Consider the following 18,500-nt stretch of genomic DNA (forward strand, 5'->3'; position numbering starts at 1 on the left):
TATTTTATCCATCAAAAAATTAATAAACATCGAGACAAACGGAAGGTATCAACAGCCAAAAAGAGGAGTTTGCATGCCAAAAAAAGAGAAAGAAAAAGAGAAGGACATAGATGTTAACCGTTTTCTGAAAACAATCAAGAACAAAGAGCTTCCTGAAGTAACTAAAAGTATCATGACCGGCCAGGTGCGCCGCAAGCTGGTTCTTGAGCAGATACGCAGAAACCTCCTGCTCGGCAGTATTCGCCAGCAAACATTCCGCACATGGATTGATCGGCTGTCATTCCCCCGCATTCTCACCGTGTGGCTTGGTATCATCATATTATTTGGCTTTTTCTACTCCTCGTTTGCAACCAGTCATTCTTACCTTCATTACAACCAGCTAAACCAAAATGTTGAGTCACTCAAAGATGCGGTCTATTTCAGTTTTGTCACGGCAACAACAACGGGCTTCGGTGACATCGTACCCTTAGGATTCTTCAAACTGCTTGCTATCGTTGAAGTGCTGTTCGGCCTGCTTCTGCTTGCCTTGGTTACCTCGAAACTCGTGTCCATCAAGCAGGACATCATACTTACTGAACTGTATGAATTTTCATTCGAGGAAAAGCTCAATCGGCTCCGTTCCTCTCTGTTATACTTCCGGCAAAACCTGAACCGCATCATGGGAAAAATTGAGGAAAACCATTTCCACAAACGGGACACCAGCGAAATCAATATCAATCTTTCTTCGTTCGAACATATCCTCACTGAAATATTTGCCCTTGTCAGCAAATCACCTGAACATCAGTTTATCAAAAATCTCGACCCAGTCAACGCCGGCCTCATTCTGAACAGTGTCATCACCTCATTTGAAAAAGTGCATGAGTTGATTATACTTCTGGACCAGCACAAAATCCAGTGGCGCAGCGATGCAATACTCACGCTCATCCGCAAAAACATTCTCCTGACTGAGGAACTGTTCATTAAAATGAATGCATCACATGCCATGACCAAAGGAATCAGCAACGACGTCAACACGCGCAAGAACAAAATCATCAGCCAAATCAAGGGAAAACTGCCGGCGCCGACGGACAAGCCGCTGAATAAGTTTTTTTAATATCACGCATACTCCTCCAAATTAAAAACTTTATAAACTCAAACAATATTAATCATGTTTATTCTTTGAAAAGAGGCCTCTATGATATTCAACGAACGCGGACCCTACACGTACGCCAGCGCAATGGATTCTGAATACTTGCCAAACTCAACGCTTCTCGGCGTGCCGCTGTACGGTGACTCGCTTGCAGCACCAATTGAGGGCCCCCGAGGAGAGCCAACGATTAGCGTCGGCGAACTCGGACAAACCGTCGGCGAAGGCCGTGGATCAGGATCGTTTATTGAATCAGTACAGGCAGCAATCCGTGCAGGTGGTTCGCATATCGAATTAAGTTTGAGCGCGTCAGGCAGCGAACCAAATGTCGGCCCTGACCTCTACGGAAAAGAAAAACGGCGCGAAATCAGGGAAATTGCACGGGCAAACCAAATCAATATCGCATCAGTCCACACCCCTGTTCAAGTCGTTGCAAACATGTCCGGATTTGCGGGTGAACAGCGCGGCTTTGTTGACGACCATCGCCATATCCAAGTCACTGAAGTAAAAAAAGCAATCCAGTTTGCGGCGGACACCACCGACGGTGCTGCTGTCATCGTGCATACGGGAGAATTCCAGCGCCCGTTTACCGAACAGTCATGGGCACGGACAAAATACGGCGAATTTAAGCATTACGAAGAAGAAAAAGAGCGGTTCATTGCGTATGTTGTCGACGACAGAACCGGCCGAATCATGGGTGAGGCGAAGAAAAACATGATTGTGTACGAGCCGAAATATCAGACTGCGGAAACGCTGAATCAGATTGGCAGGCGGGACGAAAAAACCGGGCGCGTCCTCCAAAAGCAGGATTGGGTTGACATACATGGCCACTGGCTGAATCCGGACAACACCGATGACATGTTCGAGCGCGTGCCGGCATGGGACCAGTCAAAAACACGCTTTGAAACAATTCCGCTTAAATGGGACGATTTTGTCGAACGGGCGCGCCAGTTCAATGAGCGTCACGCAACGGAAATCCAACAAGGAGCAAAAGACAAGATTTCACCGGAAGAGATGTTCCAGCAAACACAATACCTCAATAATGCCTTGCGTTCGCGCGGCGGCTCGCTGTTTCACGGACGATATTATGCAGAAGAAAAAAAGGCGTATGACGAAGCAGTAAAAGCGCTCGACTATTTTCAGAAAATTGAAGACAAAACACCAAAAGAAGAGCAGTGGCGCATACTCAAGACACAGTTTAAAATACAGCGTGGCGGACAGCAGGTTGCTGAATTTATTGGTTCACAGCAAAAAATGCCGACAGAAATCCTAAAAGAATTTGTTGAGCAGCAAAAAAATGCTATGCGGTACGCGCACGAAGCCTCTGCAGCGTCAGACGCAGAAGCAGACCGCATTATTGAGGACATGCACCATGTGATGAGCGTTGGCCGCTATGCAAAGAAAAAAACATCAGATTCATACGCAGAAGCAGGCATCTACGCAATGGATACCACGCGTGACCGAAATTTGCCGCGGCCATTATTTCTCGCGCCGGAAAATATTTTTCCGGAAATGGGCTATGGCAGCCATCCTGAAGAGCTTATCGAACTGGTGCAGAACTCGCGAAAAAAAATGGCGGAAAAGTTAATTGCAGAGCGCCACTGGAGTGAAGACAAGGCAAAAAAAGCAGCAGAAACGCACATCCGCGCAACGCTTGACACGGAACATTTAGGCATGTGGAAAAAACACTTTGTGAAAACTCCCGGCGAAACAGAAGACCAATTCAACGGCCGCTTCAACGCGTGGTACATGGATCAAGTCAAGAAAATGCAGGAATCTGGCATTATCGGCCACCTGCACATCGCTGATGGATTCGGCTTTGGCCACGGAAATCTCCCCGTAGGGCACGGAAACACGCCGGTTGTCGAAGCAGTTGAGTATCTCAAAAAGAAAGGCTACAAAGGGGCGTTTTTGTCAGAGGGATACGGCGATGCGCCGCGCATGATGCGCGACGCCTGGCGCGCCTTTGGCAGTCCGATTTACGCAATGGGCGGGCCAATGCGTCCCGGAGGGGCAACCCGATGGAATGATGTATCATTCGCATACTTTGGCCAGGCAGAATTTCCGCATTACATTTTTGGCGCGTATGCACCGTCCAATGACTGGACGCTGTGGAGCCAGGTTCCAATGGAATAGTTTGCAGATGGCAGTTTGGAGTTTGCAGCATGAAAACAACAACATCAGTTCCACAACAACTGCTCTACAAAGGGAGAGACCTTCTGCACAGTTTTGAAACAATGGTTGATGCATTTGAAATTCTGTTCGTGCTGGAAGACCTCAAGCCGGTTGCGCGCGTTGAAATGCACGAAGATTCCTATGCAAATCTGCATGATTTTTGCACGGCAAACAATCTTGCGCTCGAGCTTTCTTTTTTTAAAATTCTGAAGCAGGATAAAAACGAACCTGGATACGATCCGTCAAATACCACTGCATTAATGGCAAAAACCGACCACCCCAGCAAAGGACATTTTTTTGCGTACATTTCAAAATCACGCGATGATGCACAGCACACGCGATTTTATGAGCATATCCACAATGACGAAAAAATGGGCGAGATGCTCGGCTATCCGGCATGCTGTGTTCGTTTTTATCGCGACAATTATGAGAAAGCGGCAGAACTGCACGACGATTACTGCTTTTTCAGCATTGCCAACACTAAGGAGCATCCACCGTTTTACACGAACAATACCTTGCGTTTTTTTGACGTCGCGCTCCTGAGCCACTTTCCCTGCTCATTTGACTGTGTTGAATCGCTGTTTCAGGCAAAGCGGCGCCTTGAAGCCATACGAAAATATAATCCTGCCCTGGCAGGATATGTTGAAGACGTCCTGAAAGGGCCAGTCATTGCGCATACCAGCACCGGCATTCATGCGCTCAAGCACTGCAAGCGGCAGGGCGATAAACTGTTTTACAAGGATGTCTGGCTCACATCGCCAAATCCAATGCATAACCTTCTTATTTCAGGCAACAATGTCCAGCTGGTGAACCGGAACCATGTGAAAATTTTTCATGACAACACGCTGGTGCATGAGGAATTTGGGCCGGGTGTTGCGGCAATTGAATTTGAATAAGGTGACGTGGAATGAATCGCACGCCTATTTTGAAAAGCATTGCTGACGAATACCATCTTCTTGCCGGGAAAATGCTTCAGAAAAAGACATTCATGAAACCAACGAGCATTGGCTATTTTGCCGGCGCGCGAATTGATGACATTCACGATATTTTTGAGAAAATCCATCTGGAAAAATACAAAAAATTCATTGATCTTGGCAGTGGTGATGGTCGGGTAGTGCTGATGGCAGCGGCGTACACGAACGCGGTTGGTGTTGAATTAGATGATGAATTGTTTGCCACAGCACAGCGCATGCAGAAAAAGTTGGGAGTAAAACATGGGGCGCTGAAAAAAGCGTTGTTCGTCAAAAAAAATTATTTGACGGACATTCACCTCGGTGAATACGACGTCATTTTCATCAATCCAGACAATCCGTTGTATGAGCTTGAAAAAAAACTCGGGAAAGAAATGAAAAAAGATGCCATACTGATTGTGTACAATGCGGTGTATGCGCCGCTGAACATGAAACTCAAGAAGACGATTGGTGTCGGGCCGAGCGCAGGGTTTGTGTATACACTCTAACTAGTTATCTCACTTCAAAAATAAAGACAACCGGTGCAACATGTGTCTCATATTCCTTAGCATTTTTTTTAATTTCGTTGAAGTCTAAAGTTCGAAGTTCTGAATCGTCTGTATCGCCGAAGACCAGTTCCCGAACAACGTCCCCGTTACGCACTGCTGAATAGTCTTTGGAAAATCGTGCTTTCCATGGTACACAATATGGGTGCCGTGGACTGATACACTTATCGTGATACCACACCTCAACTTTATCCCAAGCAACATCGTCAAGATCGGCGGTGCGCGGATCCGGAGGCGCACACGAAACAGCAGCTACAAAAAAGGCTGCAGAAATTCCACCTTTTAATTTGTCAATGAGAGTCATGAAGTAGAGAAAAAGTTGGCCACTTATAAGCTTTGCGGTAAATTCATTCTTCCTTATTGTACTTGTTACTGGGATGGTCATCACCATCATCCTCATCGTCTTCTTCATCGCCGTCATCGTGAGAAACCCGCTCATACTCCTTTTTTTCAACCGGCATTTTTTCTTTCGGCGGCAAAAGAAGCAGGCGCTTTTTTAATTCTTCAATATCAGTAAAGAGTTCTTTTATTTTTTCTTTTTTTACCGCAGCAATAGTTTTGTCAACTACTTTTTTATCGGCAATGTCAGTCTTTGAGATGTAGACTACTATTTCCTTGCAATATTTTTTAACCGTTTCAAGTAATTTCAGCTGGTCTTCTTCCGGCACTTCATCCGTCGGGTCAAATACATACACCACAAGGTCGGCGCAGTGTTTCACCGCAAGGTACGCCTGCTTTTCGATGTCATTCATTTTTTCAAAGCGGTCAAGGGTGCCGGGCGCGTCGATGATTTGTATCTTTATTCCCGGCTCTTTGAGATACCCGGTGTTGATGTTTTTTGTTGTGAATGGGTACGCCTTGATTTCCGGCTTTGCTGTGGTCAATTTTGCAAGGAGCGTTGATTTTCCAACGTTGGGAAAGCCAAAAAGGCAGGCGGTTGGCATGGAGGTCTTGATGGTGGGAAACTCTTTCAGTATTTTCCTCATGTCGTCAAGCAATTTAAACTGGGGGTCAACTTGTTTCAGAAACGATGCGATTCTGCCATAAAATGCGCGCCGGTGGTTGTTAATGTCAGCGATTGTTCGCGCAGCATCAATTTTATTGGAATAGTCCCGCTGTAATTCGTTGGCCTTGTCATGCATCCATTGCACTGCCCCCAGTGAATGTTTGAATTCGTGAAAGTCAAGGCGCAGGCGAACCAGTTCTTGATAGAAGCGAGGCAGCTCTGAAAAGTTTGGAAACGAACTCAAAATTTTGTGCAGTGCACGCGTAAGGTTCGCGGTGACTGTTTTTACCTTTATTTTTTCGATTGTTCTTGATTTTTGCAGGTTATCCATGCGCGTTTTTTCATCTTTCTTAGTGCGCATAATCCCTGCACGTTCAGTTGCTGCGTGAAACGCGTGATCGAGATAGGTGTCAGCAGTTTCAACTTTGAGGAGCTCTTGCATGTTCATATATTATTGGGGACAGGGAGGGTATATATGCCTTTCGCTTGAATGGAGTGGTGAAGAAAAAGCAAGCTTTATATTCCGTTATCGTGTCCCAGCGGCAGGAGGGCCTGTGGTCTAGCCCGGTATGACGCCACCTTCACACGGTGGAGATCCCCAGTTCAAATCTGGGCAGGCCCATTTTTAGTTCTGTTTTTGGTGCAGATATGACACGCAACCTATTTGGTTGACTGAGCAACGCGAAGCCCGCCCCGTAGTGTGCAAGCTTTTTTGCCGCAGCAAAAAAGATTGTTCCGGGCAGGCCCATATCCGGTTTTAGGTAGTTGGTGGTATGTAGTCATATCTATTTCTTTTTGTTGTCCATTATGCTGCACTAAACAATTTTATTGTTTCTTGGTTCTATAGCTGATATGGCAGACCACCCCTTAGGTTTTGACCCGACGCTTGCTGAAGATTCAGGTGAATGGCAGTTGGGAACGCTGCAGCGCATTGAAGACGCGCCTTCGTACCAGCCGCCTTCTCACCAACCAAAAAGCAAAGGCAACCGATTTCCGACAATTCCCCTTTTTCTTGTTTCCAGCGTTCTTGGCGGCAGTTTTGGCACATGGGCGATCCATGCACTGAACTGCAACGGCACGGTTGAAAATGGAATCGTCAACACGGCTGAAGCAGCACCAGCACAGCCAGAAACTACAACACTATCGACAAGTGCCGCACCACTCAGCGCAAACCGCGCACCGCATACCATAGACCCTGTTCCTGACATCCACGAAAATATCCAGCCACCTCACTACACGCCACGGCACGTTCTTACACCGCTGGAATCGCGGTTTTATTCAAAATTATCACCTAATAATCCTGCAAAGGATCCCGTGTTGTATTGTCGGCAAGAAGGAAAAACGGTTATGTTATACAATGATATTGTTGATGTTATGCAGCCGCCAGCAAACGGCGGCAGTGACTGTGCGCATTTGTACCGCTCGCTCAAGGGAAAATATTTCTATGTCAGCAGGCAACTGGCAAAAGATTCAGACGATACCGTCCAAGGACTTCTTGGAAAACAAGCCGCGCGAGAATTGGATTACCGCGTCGAACGGAACGGCCGATTCCTGAAACAGGAAAAACCACACGGCATCAAAGTAGGAGACACTATTCATATTGCGCCATATCAGGAACGGGAAAGAAAAGAAAAAAGAGAATATAGCCGAAGATGATTTTTTATCAAAACGCCCCCAGTATTGCACCCATCACCACAAGGATGACAAGTTCATGGGCATTATTGAGCAGGTACAGCTTGAATGGCTTGCCTTCCCATAACACCATGCCAAGACTGACGGTTGCGATAAATCCGAGCCAAACAAGGACTCCAATGAACGCGCCAGCAATCGCTCCGGGGTTGCTTATTTCCTTAATCACCAACGAAAGAACAAACGCCATGACCACATTCGACAAAAACGCTGCTGCATAATATTTTCCCATGCCATTCTTCTTTGCTTTTTGCATAGTTGCGTCACTGACACCGCTCAATTTTATCCACACCTTGCCAAAGCAGGCAGGCGAGTACCAAAATGCACCGATTGCCATTGCTGTAACTGCTGCGCCGAGAACGGGAAATAATGAAATTCCTGCAAGTTGAAATGCCATAGGTATCACCGAAAATGGTTAGGAAAACAAACTATATAAAGTTAATGAAACAAATAGATGTCCATGCGTAAAATATTCATCAACTGCGATGGCGGCAGCCGAGGAAATCCCGGGCCAGCAGCCATTGGTGTAGTGCTCTGGGACGAGAAAAGAAAGAAGCTGAAAGCAGTGGGCGAACGTATTGGAAACACGACAAATAATGTGGCTGAATACACCGCGCTTATTCGGGCGTTTGAACTTGCTGAAAAAAGTGACGCCCGCGAAGTGGAAGTCTGCATGGATTCTGAACTGGTGATTCGCCAGCTTCTTGGCCGGTATAAAATTAAGGCTACGCATCTGCGCCCGCTGTTTGACAAAGTAAAAATGCTGGAAAAGCATTTTGAAAAGGTAACGTATAAATCGGTTCCACGCTCTGACCCGCACCAACAGGAAGCTGACCGGCTGGTGAATGAAGCGCTTGATAATTTATAAATTTCCCAAAAGCTTTTTATAGCAAAACCTCCACTTTCGGGGACAAAAAGCTCAATTGGAGGGACACTACTATGGCACGTGAAGAACGGTTGTATGCGAAAGAAGCTGATGGTGACGACGGCGATGACGATGGTGGAGATGACACCGGCGACGATGAAACGGATGATGAATCCTAAGTCGCTGTTTTTTTCTTATTCTTCTTTTTGACATTTTTGTCCCACATTTGGTGGAAATCATTTTATCTATACTTAGCTTATACCACGACAGCATGACCTATATGTCTCACTCAACCGGATACTGCATAAACAGCTGTATGACGCCTATAACTGCGTATCAGCCACGAATAAGCAATTTAGAAGCTGCTGTTGAAACAGGTTACCATCAACCCCAGACCACAGACTTCAGACCCCAGACAATGATGGCGCACGCATACAATGCAACCAATGGCGCTTACGCATTTAATCCTTCGTCAGATTATTCAGCGCCGCGTCCAATACATACACCATCAGCAGAACCATTCCTGAAGCCCAATCGACCGGTATCGCCGTTTGTCGGCGCCATTGAAGACATCGCCCATTACATCCAGCAGGCCTTTGAAGCAGTGACTGGCAGCACGCTGCCCAACGACGTGCTCATGGAAATCGTCACCAGAGATGAAATGAAGCAGCGCCATGAAAAAGTGGGTGGCGCATGGAGTCCGGGCATCCAAGGATTTTCAGTCAACAAACAAGGCTTTGGAAACAGCAGCATTGTCGTCAAGGAAAACGAGCTCGACAAACTGATGATTACTATTGGCCATGAAATCGGTCACATTATGACATTCACGCTCAACAACCAGCACGATGAAGAAGCAAAGGCGTTTGCCTTTGAGATGGCGTGGATTGAAGCATTGCAGGAACACAATATTGCCAACCTTGCCGCGTCAATCAATCCAAATCCGATGCCTGCATTAAATGGATTGCACGATGTCGCATTCATGTTCGTGCAAAAACAAATGAAACAAAAAGATAAAAACCCCCTTGATATTTTCAGGGAATTAAGCAGGGGAAAACTAACAATCAATTACGCGATGTGAACCAATGGGACAAGGATGCTGCGGTGGATATAGTGGAGCGCGCTACGCGCCTTTATTAGATTCAGCGATAGTACCCTACGGCGCCTCGCGAGAATACAGTATGCGCCCGGAAATGAGCAAGCGCTTTGATGAAGCACACCATGCGCTCAACCCAACAGCGCACCTGCATGATTTTTACAAGCCAAAAGCACAAATGCCGTATCAGCGCGCTGAAGATGGGCAAACTACAGCATTGCTTAATGAGACTGCATCAGCGAAGCTCACGTCACCCGCTGCGAAATACCGCGACGCGCGCATCCTGTACTGGAATGTTTCCGGCATCTAAACCAAAAACTAATTAAAGACGAATGTCGACAACGACCATACGACAAACGAATCGGAGGAAATCATATGGCAAATGAAAATGTCAGCAAAGACGAACAAGTCGGATTTCACAAAGGAGCATTATCAACACTTGCAAAAGAGCGTGAGGAATTCCAGAAAGTCATTTCTATTGTTGAACAGCTTATGCAGATGCATGTCAAGGCGCTGAAAGAGCTCGGCGTTGACCTCGAAAAAATGGCACGCGACGCGTCCCAAAAATCGCAGGATAAAAAGAAAGTGCCGCTGGAAAGCGCGCTGTAATTAAGCGCAATATTTCTGAACAAGTTCTTCAGCAATTTGTCGTAACGCAGGACAATATCCAGGAACCCTCTCCATTTTTCCCGGAATAATGTTGCCAACGAGCTGCACCAGTTTCGGTGGGTCGCGCGCAAATTCTTTTGCAGGAGGGACCAGCTCGTGCACATAACGCTGTACCACTGGCCCCATTTCGTGCATGATGCGCACTGTTTCGCCTTCATGGTTTGCATCAGTGTTCATGTCAACGACAAACGCGGCGCACGCGTAATGCAGGCCAAGCTGCATTGCCATTGATGCCTCCGGACAGAGCGTCATGCCGACAATATGAGCGTACTGCGCACGTTTAGTTCCTTCAGCAGCAGTGCCAAATCGGTCGCCGGGAATAGTTACATAAACGCCCGTACTCACGCTGGGAAAACACTGAGCAGCTTGAGTAAACAGAATTTTTTTAAGCCCTTCAGAGAAGGGGGGATTTGGGTTTGCATGAACAACAAGCCCGACGCCAAATAGGTTATCGTCTCTTCTACTTTCATCAATATAATCAACAGGTATAACAATCTCTTTTACAGGCATGAAAGGAGTAAGACTTCCCACACAGCTAAATGCAACAACCGTCGTTGCACCCAACATTCGTGCCGCAATCAGATTTGCGCCGTACTGCGTTGTACTTGGTGAATGGCGCACTGTTTCGTGGCGACCGTGACGCGGGATAAAAATGACACCATCAAATTCTTGATATTCGACACGACCATTGCCAAACCCATTAGAATGAAGTGTCTCAAATATCTGCCATTCTGCGTCCTGAAATTCAGGGCTGTCATTAATGCCCGAGCCGCCGATGATGGCAAGTTTTCCGTCAAGTGTCATACGGCATCCATCAAAAGAAGATGTTTAAAAAGTTTTATATGGTAAACTACTTATCTCCACATCTTCTTGAACTCATCGCCCGTCATGCATACGCTTCCGCCAGCGCGCGTATCTCTGCAATATAATCCTTCTTCGCAGTCTGTTTCAGAGCGACAAGGTTCGCTGTGCGCACGTGGTGGCAGGCATTGGCCAATAAGATCTCGTTGTTTGACAGAAAAAATACACTTTAATCCGGCGGTACAGTCATAATCAACGGCACAATGCTCATTCAGCTGGCGTGGAATTTTTTCACACGTCATACTATCTGCACCTTCAAGAAGAACACAGGTAGTATTCTCGCCACAGTCCTCGCGTTTCTGGCACGTCTCGCCGGGCTTGCGCGGCGCGCGTTTGCATATCCAATGCAGCGCATCAGGATTTGTCTTAATACAGGCGAGGCCTGCATCACAGTCCTCATTCACTGTACAACGTATTCCTTCTGTTAACGGAGGCAAACAACTTTTTTCGCGCGCTGAAGAAAAAGCAAGCCGGCACGTGAGGAGGATTCCTTTTTCTTCAGAAAGTTTTTGACAGTCAGAAACAAAGAGGCACTTTTGTGGCGTCTTGAATTCTTCTGCAACAATGAGGTTTCCGGTTGCAAAAAATGACGATGAGTGATAACCGACAACAACAGCTGCGATTAATCCGACGATAACGTACAACGAATAGGCATCCCTTCTTTTTTCTCTTTTTTGTTTCATACACTATTCACTTTTTTCACTTCTTTTTCAGATACACGACGCGCGTCGGGAACGGAATTTCAATTTTGTACTTGTTCAGTGTTTTGTAGACGAGATTAACTGCCTCTTCGCGCTTGTCTTTCCGCTGTGTCACATCAGGCACCCAAAACAAGGCTTTGAATTGCAATGCAAATTCGCCCATGTCAATGAATTTGACAGTTGACGGGGGGTCTTTCATAATCTCTTTCAGTCCTTTTAATGCGTCGCCAATTGCTTTTTTGACCTTGTCAGGGTCAGTGCCGTAGGCAACATTAAAGGGAACCACAACGCGGGCGGAGAGATCTGGTAATTTGTAGTTGTGTACCTTTGAGTTTGCCAGCACACCATTGGGCAGGATGATGACTTCATTGTCGAGCGTCTTTATTTTTGTCGAGCGCAGGCCGACGTCAAGCACGGTGCCTTCTTCGCCCGAGTCCAGCTTGATGATGTCGCCGGTTCTGATTGCCTTGTCAAGAATCAGCGAAATGCCACCGAAAATGTTGGCGAGGCTGTCTTTTACGGCGAAGCCGATGGCAAGACCTGCAATGCCGACGCCAGCGAGCAGGCCGCGTATGTCAAAGCCCCAGTACGAAAGAATGAACAAGGCGCAAAAAATCCAAAGGACGATTTTGACCATTTTGCGAAACAGGGGAAGCACCGCGTCGTCAACCGACGATTTTGTTCGTTGCGCCCAGTGATGGCCCCAATTGTCAATGATAATAATTATGATGCGAATAACGGCAATGGTTGCAAAAATAATGATGCTCGTGGTAATCAGTATTGAAATAAGTTCTCCTGCTTTTCCCACCATACCAAGAGGAAGAACTGCCAGCTTGATTCCAAACATTAACAGAATCAACGAAATCGGCCGCTTTGCTGTGTGGACCAGCTGGTCATCAATGGATGTGCTTGTTTTTGCCGTGACGCGCAGCACGATTTTTTCAGTAATCCACAAAAAAAGTTTGGAAAGAACGTAAAAGGCAATGAGGATGGCGAGCGCAAAGAGATACTTGTTGCCGATGGCGGTTTGTGCCTGATCGTAGAGGTTTGTTAAGGATGCAACATATGGAATCTGGAAAAGGCCAATCATACATTCTTTCTGTTCAAGAAGGTATTTAAACTTTGTGCTGATTAATATAAAAAGGTTTAAATAGTGATATGAATTTTCAATCACCATGAGACGATTTATTGCATCATTGGGAGCAGCACTATATGTACTTGCCGCACCGCTGACGTGTTCAACGGTGTATGCACAAAACACGCCTGCAGAAAAAAAGCCATCAATTGAAAAGCAGGAAAACGAATGTGCACGCCAGTATAACGCATCAACAGAAGGGACGCCTGAACGAGCGACGACGGAAGCATGTTTTAAGCGAGTAAACGCATATCTTATGCAGGATTCAATAGCAAAAGAGCATGTAGCGGAAGTTGATTTTGCTGTTGAAGGAGCGAGATTATATGTAACGACATTAGCCCTTCAACGTGATACTGATATAGAAAATCAAAGAATGATAAAATTAAACCAGTCAGTTGGTCTCGGTCTCGAAGATTTAGACCTTGCGCCTGAATGCGGCAGAGAAAAAGCAAAAGCGCTCGATGGTATTGATGCAACGATACGGAGTTTATTAGCAAAAGAAAGCGTTCTTGAATCGGGCGTTCCTGAATTAGTAACAAACAGATTGTATGCGGTGGCGAAAGAACAGCTCAGAGTCCAACTGCCGGCTGTTCGCGCAGAAGTAGCGGCGTATAATTGTTCTCTTCCGGCAACGCTGTAAGCACCGTACGCCTTAAGTATCTAATTTCACAACTGCCTGCGCCAACTTATCGGAGTCGTGCCGCAGCAAATCTTTCTTGGTCATCAGATTTGCCGTCACAATTTCAGCGCCAAAGTCGCGGAGCCGGTCAAGTTCTTGTTCATCAGATTTTACTCGCCGTGCGCCTGCTTTTTTGTATTTTTCATACAGTTGTTCAGGCGCTTTTTCCTTGTTAATGAGAATAACATCAAGCACACCAATGCCGAGGTACTGTTCGATTTTCGCAACATGGTCATACGCAGTGTACTGGTCGGTTTCGCCGGGCTGTGTCATGACATTGACGACGTATGCAAGTTTTGCTCGTGTTTTTCGCAGCGCTTCAGGAATGCCTTTAACAAGAATATTGGGAAGAATGCTAGTGTATAAACTTCCCGGCCCAAGCACCACAAGATCTGCACTTTTGATTGCCTCAACTGCTTTTCCATACGCAGAAACCTGCGGGTCCAAAAACAGGCGCTTGATTTCTGACTTATATTTTTTCTTGTGTTCCTCAACTTCCGGCTCTTCGCAAATTAGTTTCCCGTTTTCTAGTTCAGCGCAGAGATGAGTCGTGCCCAAGGAAACCGGAAGCACGCGGCCGCGTATTGCAAAAATTTTTGCAGTTTCCTCAACGCCCTTTTCAAAACTGCCGGTGACTTTTGCCATGGCTGTCAAGAGCATATTGCCAATTGGGTGGCCTTTGAATGTTCCTTCATTGAAGCGGTACTGGAGAAGTTTTGCCATGAGCGGCTCGGCGTCAGACAGCGCAACAATACAGTTTCTGATATCACCCGGCGGCAGCACACCATATTCCGTGCGCATGACTCTGCTGCTCTTCCCCTCGTCAGCAACCGTGATGATGGCAGTTATGTTGTTCGTGTATTTTTTCAGGCCGCTCAACAAGCTGTTCAATCCCGTGCCGCCGCCAATGACCACAATATTTTTTCCTTTGTTCAACTCGGATGATTTGAAAATAAGATGCGCAATTCTGCCTCGTTTTTCCGGCGCCACGTAGTGTACAAACCTGCGGATGAGGTGCTTAAGTCCAAGCACAATACTGATAAGGCCGATGAAAAAAAGAAACAAAAGCAGCACAATGCGCGGGGAATACTGGCCAACAGAAAGGTGAAAAAACGAGTTTACCTGTTGGTCAAGCCGAGCCAGGAGTAAAAGGATTTCCTTTCCATAGGCGATGATGAAAAAAAGCATCAGCGAAAGAAAGCCGAGTACAATAAGAAATACCCACCGTTTCAGATGGAGCCCGGGCATGAAGAGTTTTCGAAGCATGGAAAGGAGAAATAAGGAGGGGGTTTAAAAACTTAATTGATGAATATTAAGCACTCGCCATCGCTACTGGTTTTCCTGCAGTTTTGCTTTTCTCAACCATCTCAATCAGGCATTGGCACGGGAGTTTCTGTCGAGCTTTGTTGAGTGCGATTTTTGCAGTGGTAACGTGCTCTTTTGAGGTGTTAATCTGAAAAATGATCTGATCCTTGAACACACGCGCTGCAATGCCGATTGGCTTGCCGAAAGACGCTGCCATGCCAGTGCTCATACGGTCTGCGCCAGCGCCGGATGCAAGCGGGTTTTCACGAAGGATGTGGTGAGGATAAATGCGGATTTTCAGGTGATAGTTTCCTTTGCCGATTTTCTCTTCCAGCACGCGGTTTGAGACTTGCCGTGCTGATTCGATAGCATTATGGCGAATTTGAAGGTTGCTCTTTGATTTCAGAAACAGTTGTACTGGAAACTGGTCGCTTTTATTCGCGCTGCCCATGTCATACCGCACGATTTTGCTGGCGGGGTTGGCTCTGATGTAGGATTTAGCTCTGAACTTTGAACGCCGAGTATAGGGACGTTCGAGCCGTCGATAGGAGATTGCTTTTCTAATGCTTACCATAGACGCACAAAATTAGGCAGGGATTTATAAATGTTTCTATCGCGGTTCTTGGCACTGCGCCACGGTCATCGAGTTTGTTTTAAAATAAGCAGCGCAATCGTTGCTAAGATTTAATGAACTGGTAAATTCTCCGCACCGCGCTGCGGACTGCCCCACGCCGACAGGGCTTTGGGAGAAGGTATCGAGACATTGTGCACAGCAGGATTGCTGAATGTTCTCAGCCGATGAAGCACATCCGCCTACGATGAACGTGAGAATTAAAAGAATGATTAGGTTGTTCATAGAAGGGAGATAAACAAACAAATATTTAAATACTCGCCATCTTTTTGCATTCCTATGTCCCTTGACATCCTTTCCATGATCATGACCGTTGTCGGCCTCTGCCTTTTTGAGACCGTCAGCAGCCTTGACAATGCAGTCATCAATGCAGAAGTTCTCCACACGATGAGCGCCCGTGCGCGGAAATGGTTCTTGTTGTGGGGCATGTTGTTTGCTGTTTTTATTGTCCGTGGTATTCTCCCTCTTATTATCATCTGGTGGACTGCGCCTCAACTCGGATTGTGGGGCGCGTTCACTGCAACATTCAGCTCTGATCCGCGAGCTGTTGCAGCCATAGAATCATCCGCCCCTGTTCTTCTTGTCGGCGGCGGCATTTTTTTGGTCTTTTTATTTTTCCACTGGCTGTTTTTGGAGCCGAAAATGTATGGCCTGCATACCGAGCGTACGGAGCGATTTTTTGAGCGCCATGGAGTCTGGTTTTTTGCGGTTGTTTCGATACTCCTTGCGGTCATCACCTGGTTTGCGCTGCAAAAAAATCCCCTGATGGCATTCAGTGCCGTGATTGGCTCAACGGCCTTTTTCATCACGCACGGCTTCAAGCAGAATGCCGAAAAGATGGAGCATCAGATGATACACGGCAAAGGACATATGAGTGACTGGAGCAAGATTATGTACCTTGAAGTGATTGACTCTACGTTTTCCATCGACGGTGTACTTGGAGCGTTTGCATTTACGCTTTCCATTCCGTTAATTCTGTTTGGTAATGGTCTCGGCGCTCTGGTTGTGCGACAAGTGACCATTGGAAACATTGAGCGCGTCAAGAAATACAAGCTCCTCAAGAATGGTGCTATGTATTCAATTCTTATACTCGGTGCGATTATGATTGCAGAAAGCTTTGGCGTGCACATACCCAGCATTGTGCCACCGTTGACAACACTCGGGGTACTTGGATACTTCTTGTATCAGGCGAAGAAACAATTGAAAATGACGCAAGCTGCCAGTTGATTAGTACGCCTTCTGCAAATAAATTTAAAAGCATCCTCCTCTTTTCAATAGCGTTCCGATGGAAATAATCAAAATTGTCATTGTTATAGTGCTCGTTGTAGTGTCAGGGCTTTTTTCAGGACTGCTTCTGGGGCTGATGAGCCTGAGCCTCGACATGCTCCGGCGCAAAGTTGCGCTTAATAACCCTGCAGCGGTTCGCATCTACCCGTTGCGCAAGAAGAGCAACCAACTGCTCTGCACGCTTATTCTTGGCAATGTGGCAGTTAACACCACCATTGCCTTGGTACTTGGTTCACTAACTTCAGGATTTATTGCAGGCGTCATTGCAACCAGCCTTATTGTGGTGTTTGGAGAGATTCTTCCCCAAGCATTCTTTGCTAAACATGGCCTTGTCTATGGGGCAAAGGCTGCTGGCCTCGTTGAGCTTTTGATGGTATTATTTTACCCTATCACAAAACCAATTGCGCTATTATTGGACAAGCTCGTTGGCGGGAATCTACCAACCATCTATTCACGCAAGGAGTTTCACCTCCTGCTCCGGCAGCAACGCACCCGGGCTGAGAAGCTTGGAAAGTCTGACATCGCGCACCACGAGTTTGACCTGCTTGAACGCGGCTTAGTATTGTCAGAGAAACGAGTAAAAGACATTATGACTCCCTTCAATACTGCTTCAGTTATCAACCGAAACGCAGTGCTTGATAAGAAAGTCATCGGCATGTTTCGTGAACGCGGATATTCTCGTGTGCCGGTCTTTGACCCGGTGCGGCGGACTATTGTCGGCCTACTCTACGCAAAAGATCTTTTCCATATCAGCCCTGGTGACAAGGTGAAGGTTACCGTTGAAACAATGATGCGTAAAACTGTCCAGTACATCAGTCCTGATGACCGGCTTGACCGGGTATTGGAACTGTTTAAGAAAAAGCACACGCACTTATTTATTGTCAGAAATCATCGAGGGAAAATCACCGGCATTCTCAGCCTTGAAGATGTCCTTGAAGAAATTGTCGGTGAGATAATCGATGAGTATGATTAAATAACGAGCAAGCAACTGTGAGTGAGACAGTTATTCTACCATTCGGGCTTTAAAGGAAAAAGTTTCAAGGAGTGTTTGTGCAGTCATTGATTTATCGTCTGAAAAGAGATTGTTTGTAGCATCCGCCAGAACAGCAGAAGTACCATGTAATCGATAGACAAGTAAGCCAACACGAAAATAGGTTTTAAGAACTGATTCCGAAGAGGCATTTGCTTGTGACTCTAATCGACCAAGAAGCGCTCGATTTTTATTGGAATCTTGGAGTTTGGCGATACGTTTTTCGAGCTGGCAAAGCTGCTCGAACTCGGGAATGTGTAGTTCAGGATCTTTATACTGGTAGATGACCAAGCTAAACAGAGAATCATCGTCGTCAAAACCGTGGATAACACCTCCCACTGAATTAGCAGAAACATCGGCACCAAGTTTGTGAGTATCATATGAAAATTGGAGGTATGCTAAATCACCCGGACTTGGTGTCACGACATCACCAACAGGATGGGTGTGAACAAGAAATAGTCCATAGACGCCTTGTTGGTAAAGAACATCGGGCGCAGTTAAAACGCGTCGATTATCTCCTTTGAAAAGAGGATACTCAATCGTTCTTTTTCCAAGAGAGCGGTGCACTTCAAATCCCGCTTCGCGACCAGTACGACCAGTGAAACGAAGTGCCTGCACCATTTTTTGGGTAATACGTGGTGATGTTAACATACCATACAGAAATGCACCGTTTATATGTTCACTATTTGCCATACTTGATCAAGAAAGGAAGGCATTAAAATAGTTTCCTCA

At 46.3% G+C, this 18,500-nt stretch carries 22 protein-coding genes and 1 tRNA gene; 13 read left to right on the forward strand and 10 right to left on the reverse strand.

Annotation, left to right across the window (positions count from 1 at the left end; translation table 11 throughout):
* Positions 1–73: 73 nt before the first annotated feature.
* From Q7R76_00420 to Q7R76_00435, 4 genes are all read left to right on the forward strand, one after another.
* On the forward strand, positions 74–1,093 hold the full coding sequence (locus Q7R76_00420; protein ID MDO8642042.1) for a potassium channel family protein: 1,020 nt from the start codon (positions 74–76) through the stop codon (positions 1,091–1,093).
* A gap of 81 nt (positions 1,094–1,174) precedes the next feature.
* A complete protein-coding gene (locus Q7R76_00425; protein ID MDO8642043.1) occupies positions 1,175–3,262 on the forward strand; it encodes a hypothetical protein in 2,088 nt (695 codons plus the stop codon).
* A gap of 29 nt (positions 3,263–3,291) precedes the next feature.
* The gene (locus Q7R76_00430; GenBank protein MDO8642044.1) at positions 3,292–4,197 is read left to right on the forward strand and encodes a hypothetical protein; all 906 of its coding nucleotides are present in this window, start codon (positions 3,292–3,294) and stop codon (positions 4,195–4,197) included.
* A gap of 11 nt (positions 4,198–4,208) precedes the next feature.
* The gene (locus tag Q7R76_00435; GenBank protein ID MDO8642045.1) at positions 4,209–4,760 is read left to right on the forward strand and encodes a methyltransferase; all 552 of its coding nucleotides are present in this window, start codon (positions 4,209–4,211) and stop codon (positions 4,758–4,760) included.
* 4 nt (positions 4,761–4,764) lie between these two features.
* On the opposite strand, the gene Q7R76_00440 is transcribed toward Q7R76_00435, so the two are convergent.
* Together Q7R76_00440 and Q7R76_00445 are read right to left on the reverse strand one after the other, a co-directional pair.
* Positions 4,765–5,121: a hypothetical protein gene (locus Q7R76_00440; GenBank protein MDO8642046.1), complete on the reverse strand. Its 357-nt coding sequence runs from the start codon at positions 5,119–5,121 to the stop codon at positions 4,765–4,767.
* Positions 5,122–5,164: 43 nt separating this feature from the next.
* Positions 5,165–6,271, reverse strand: a complete 1,107-nt coding sequence (locus Q7R76_00445) for a GTPase (protein MDO8642047.1) — start codon at positions 6,269–6,271, stop codon at positions 5,165–5,167.
* A gap of 100 nt (positions 6,272–6,371) precedes the next feature.
* Between Q7R76_00445 and Q7R76_00450 the strand changes: the two genes are divergently transcribed.
* Both Q7R76_00450 and Q7R76_00455 read left to right on the forward strand, forming a co-directional pair.
* Positions 6,372–6,445 (forward strand) — tRNA-Val (locus Q7R76_00450).
* A gap of 230 nt (positions 6,446–6,675) precedes the next feature.
* The gene (locus tag Q7R76_00455; GenBank protein MDO8642048.1) at positions 6,676–7,479 is read left to right on the forward strand and encodes a hypothetical protein; all 804 of its coding nucleotides are present in this window, start codon (positions 6,676–6,678) and stop codon (positions 7,477–7,479) included.
* A 7-nt stretch (positions 7,480–7,486) separates the two neighbouring features.
* Here Q7R76_00455 and Q7R76_00460 read toward each other — a convergent pair whose 3' ends face one another.
* Entirely contained in the window at positions 7,487–7,909 is a 423-nt protein-coding gene (locus Q7R76_00460; GenBank protein ID MDO8642049.1) for a DUF1761 domain-containing protein, read from the reverse strand.
* Between the two features lie 57 nt (positions 7,910–7,966).
* Here Q7R76_00460 and Q7R76_00465 point away from each other — a divergent pair, with 57 nt between their 5' ends.
* From Q7R76_00465 to Q7R76_00480, 4 genes are all read left to right on the forward strand, one after another.
* Positions 7,967–8,380, forward strand: coding sequence for a ribonuclease HI family protein (locus tag Q7R76_00465; GenBank protein ID MDO8642050.1), 414 nt, complete (start codon positions 7,967–7,969; stop codon positions 8,378–8,380).
* 313 nt (positions 8,381–8,693) lie between these two features.
* Positions 8,694–9,455, forward strand: coding sequence for a hypothetical protein (locus Q7R76_00470; protein MDO8642051.1), 762 nt, complete (start codon positions 8,694–8,696; stop codon positions 9,453–9,455).
* Positions 9,456–9,459: 4 nt separating this feature from the next.
* On the forward strand, positions 9,460–9,780 hold the full coding sequence (locus tag Q7R76_00475) for a hypothetical protein (protein MDO8642052.1): 321 nt from the start codon (positions 9,460–9,462) through the stop codon (positions 9,778–9,780).
* A 65-nt stretch (positions 9,781–9,845) separates the two neighbouring features.
* Complete coding sequence (locus tag Q7R76_00480; GenBank protein MDO8642053.1) at positions 9,846–10,079, forward strand: hypothetical protein; 234 nt, start codon at positions 9,846–9,848, stop codon at positions 10,077–10,079.
* Here Q7R76_00480 and Q7R76_00485 read toward each other — a convergent pair whose 3' ends face one another.
* Genes Q7R76_00485 through Q7R76_00495 form a run of 3 tightly spaced genes read right to left on the reverse strand, consistent with a single transcriptional unit; the run spans position 10,080 to position 12,791 of the window.
* Positions 10,080–10,943, reverse strand: a complete 864-nt coding sequence (locus tag Q7R76_00485) for an MTAP family purine nucleoside phosphorylase (protein ID MDO8642054.1) — start codon at positions 10,941–10,943, stop codon at positions 10,080–10,082.
* A gap of 50 nt (positions 10,944–10,993) precedes the next feature.
* A complete protein-coding gene (locus Q7R76_00490; protein ID MDO8642055.1) occupies positions 10,994–11,683 on the reverse strand; it encodes a hypothetical protein in 690 nt (229 codons plus the stop codon).
* A gap of 16 nt (positions 11,684–11,699) precedes the next feature.
* Entirely contained in the window at positions 11,700–12,791 is a 1,092-nt protein-coding gene (locus tag Q7R76_00495) for a mechanosensitive ion channel family protein (protein ID MDO8642056.1), read from the reverse strand.
* Between the two features lie 85 nt (positions 12,792–12,876).
* Between Q7R76_00495 and Q7R76_00500 the strand changes: the two genes are divergently transcribed.
* Positions 12,877–13,476 carry a hypothetical protein gene (locus Q7R76_00500; protein ID MDO8642057.1) on the forward strand — a complete coding sequence of 200 codons (600 nt, stop codon included), beginning with the start codon at positions 12,877–12,879 and terminating at the stop codon, positions 13,474–13,476.
* Positions 13,477–13,488: 12 nt separating this feature from the next.
* Here Q7R76_00500 and Q7R76_00505 read toward each other — a convergent pair whose 3' ends face one another.
* Genes Q7R76_00505 through Q7R76_00515 form a run of 3 tightly spaced genes read right to left on the reverse strand, consistent with a single transcriptional unit; the run spans position 13,489 to position 15,676 of the window.
* Positions 13,489–14,781, reverse strand: a complete 1,293-nt coding sequence (locus tag Q7R76_00505) for a YvcK family protein (GenBank protein ID MDO8642058.1) — start codon at positions 14,779–14,781, stop codon at positions 13,489–13,491.
* Between the two features lie 46 nt (positions 14,782–14,827).
* Entirely contained in the window at positions 14,828–15,394 is a 567-nt protein-coding gene (locus Q7R76_00510) for a 50S ribosomal protein L16 (GenBank protein MDO8642059.1), read from the reverse strand.
* 36 nt (positions 15,395–15,430) lie between these two features.
* The gene (locus Q7R76_00515) at positions 15,431–15,676 is read right to left on the reverse strand and encodes a hypothetical protein (protein ID MDO8642060.1); all 246 of its coding nucleotides are present in this window, start codon (positions 15,674–15,676) and stop codon (positions 15,431–15,433) included.
* A 54-nt stretch (positions 15,677–15,730) separates the two neighbouring features.
* Here Q7R76_00515 and Q7R76_00520 point away from each other — a divergent pair, with 54 nt between their 5' ends.
* Positions 15,731–16,678, forward strand: a complete 948-nt coding sequence (locus Q7R76_00520) for a DUF475 domain-containing protein (protein ID MDO8642061.1) — start codon at positions 15,731–15,733, stop codon at positions 16,676–16,678.
* 58 nt (positions 16,679–16,736) lie between these two features.
* Positions 16,737–17,711, forward strand: coding sequence for a CNNM domain-containing protein (locus Q7R76_00525; GenBank protein MDO8642062.1), 975 nt, complete (start codon positions 16,737–16,739; stop codon positions 17,709–17,711).
* A gap of 30 nt (positions 17,712–17,741) precedes the next feature.
* Here the strand turns inward: Q7R76_00525 and Q7R76_00530 are convergent, their stop codons facing one another.
* Entirely contained in the window at positions 17,742–18,461 is a 720-nt protein-coding gene (locus Q7R76_00530; GenBank protein ID MDO8642063.1) for a hypothetical protein, read from the reverse strand.
* Between the last annotated feature and the right edge of the window lie 39 nt (positions 18,462–18,500).

Source organism: Candidatus Woesearchaeota archaeon, from assembly GCA_030651375.1.
Classification (GTDB): Archaea; Nanobdellota; Nanobdellia; order Woesearchaeales; family UBA12501; genus JAUSFM01.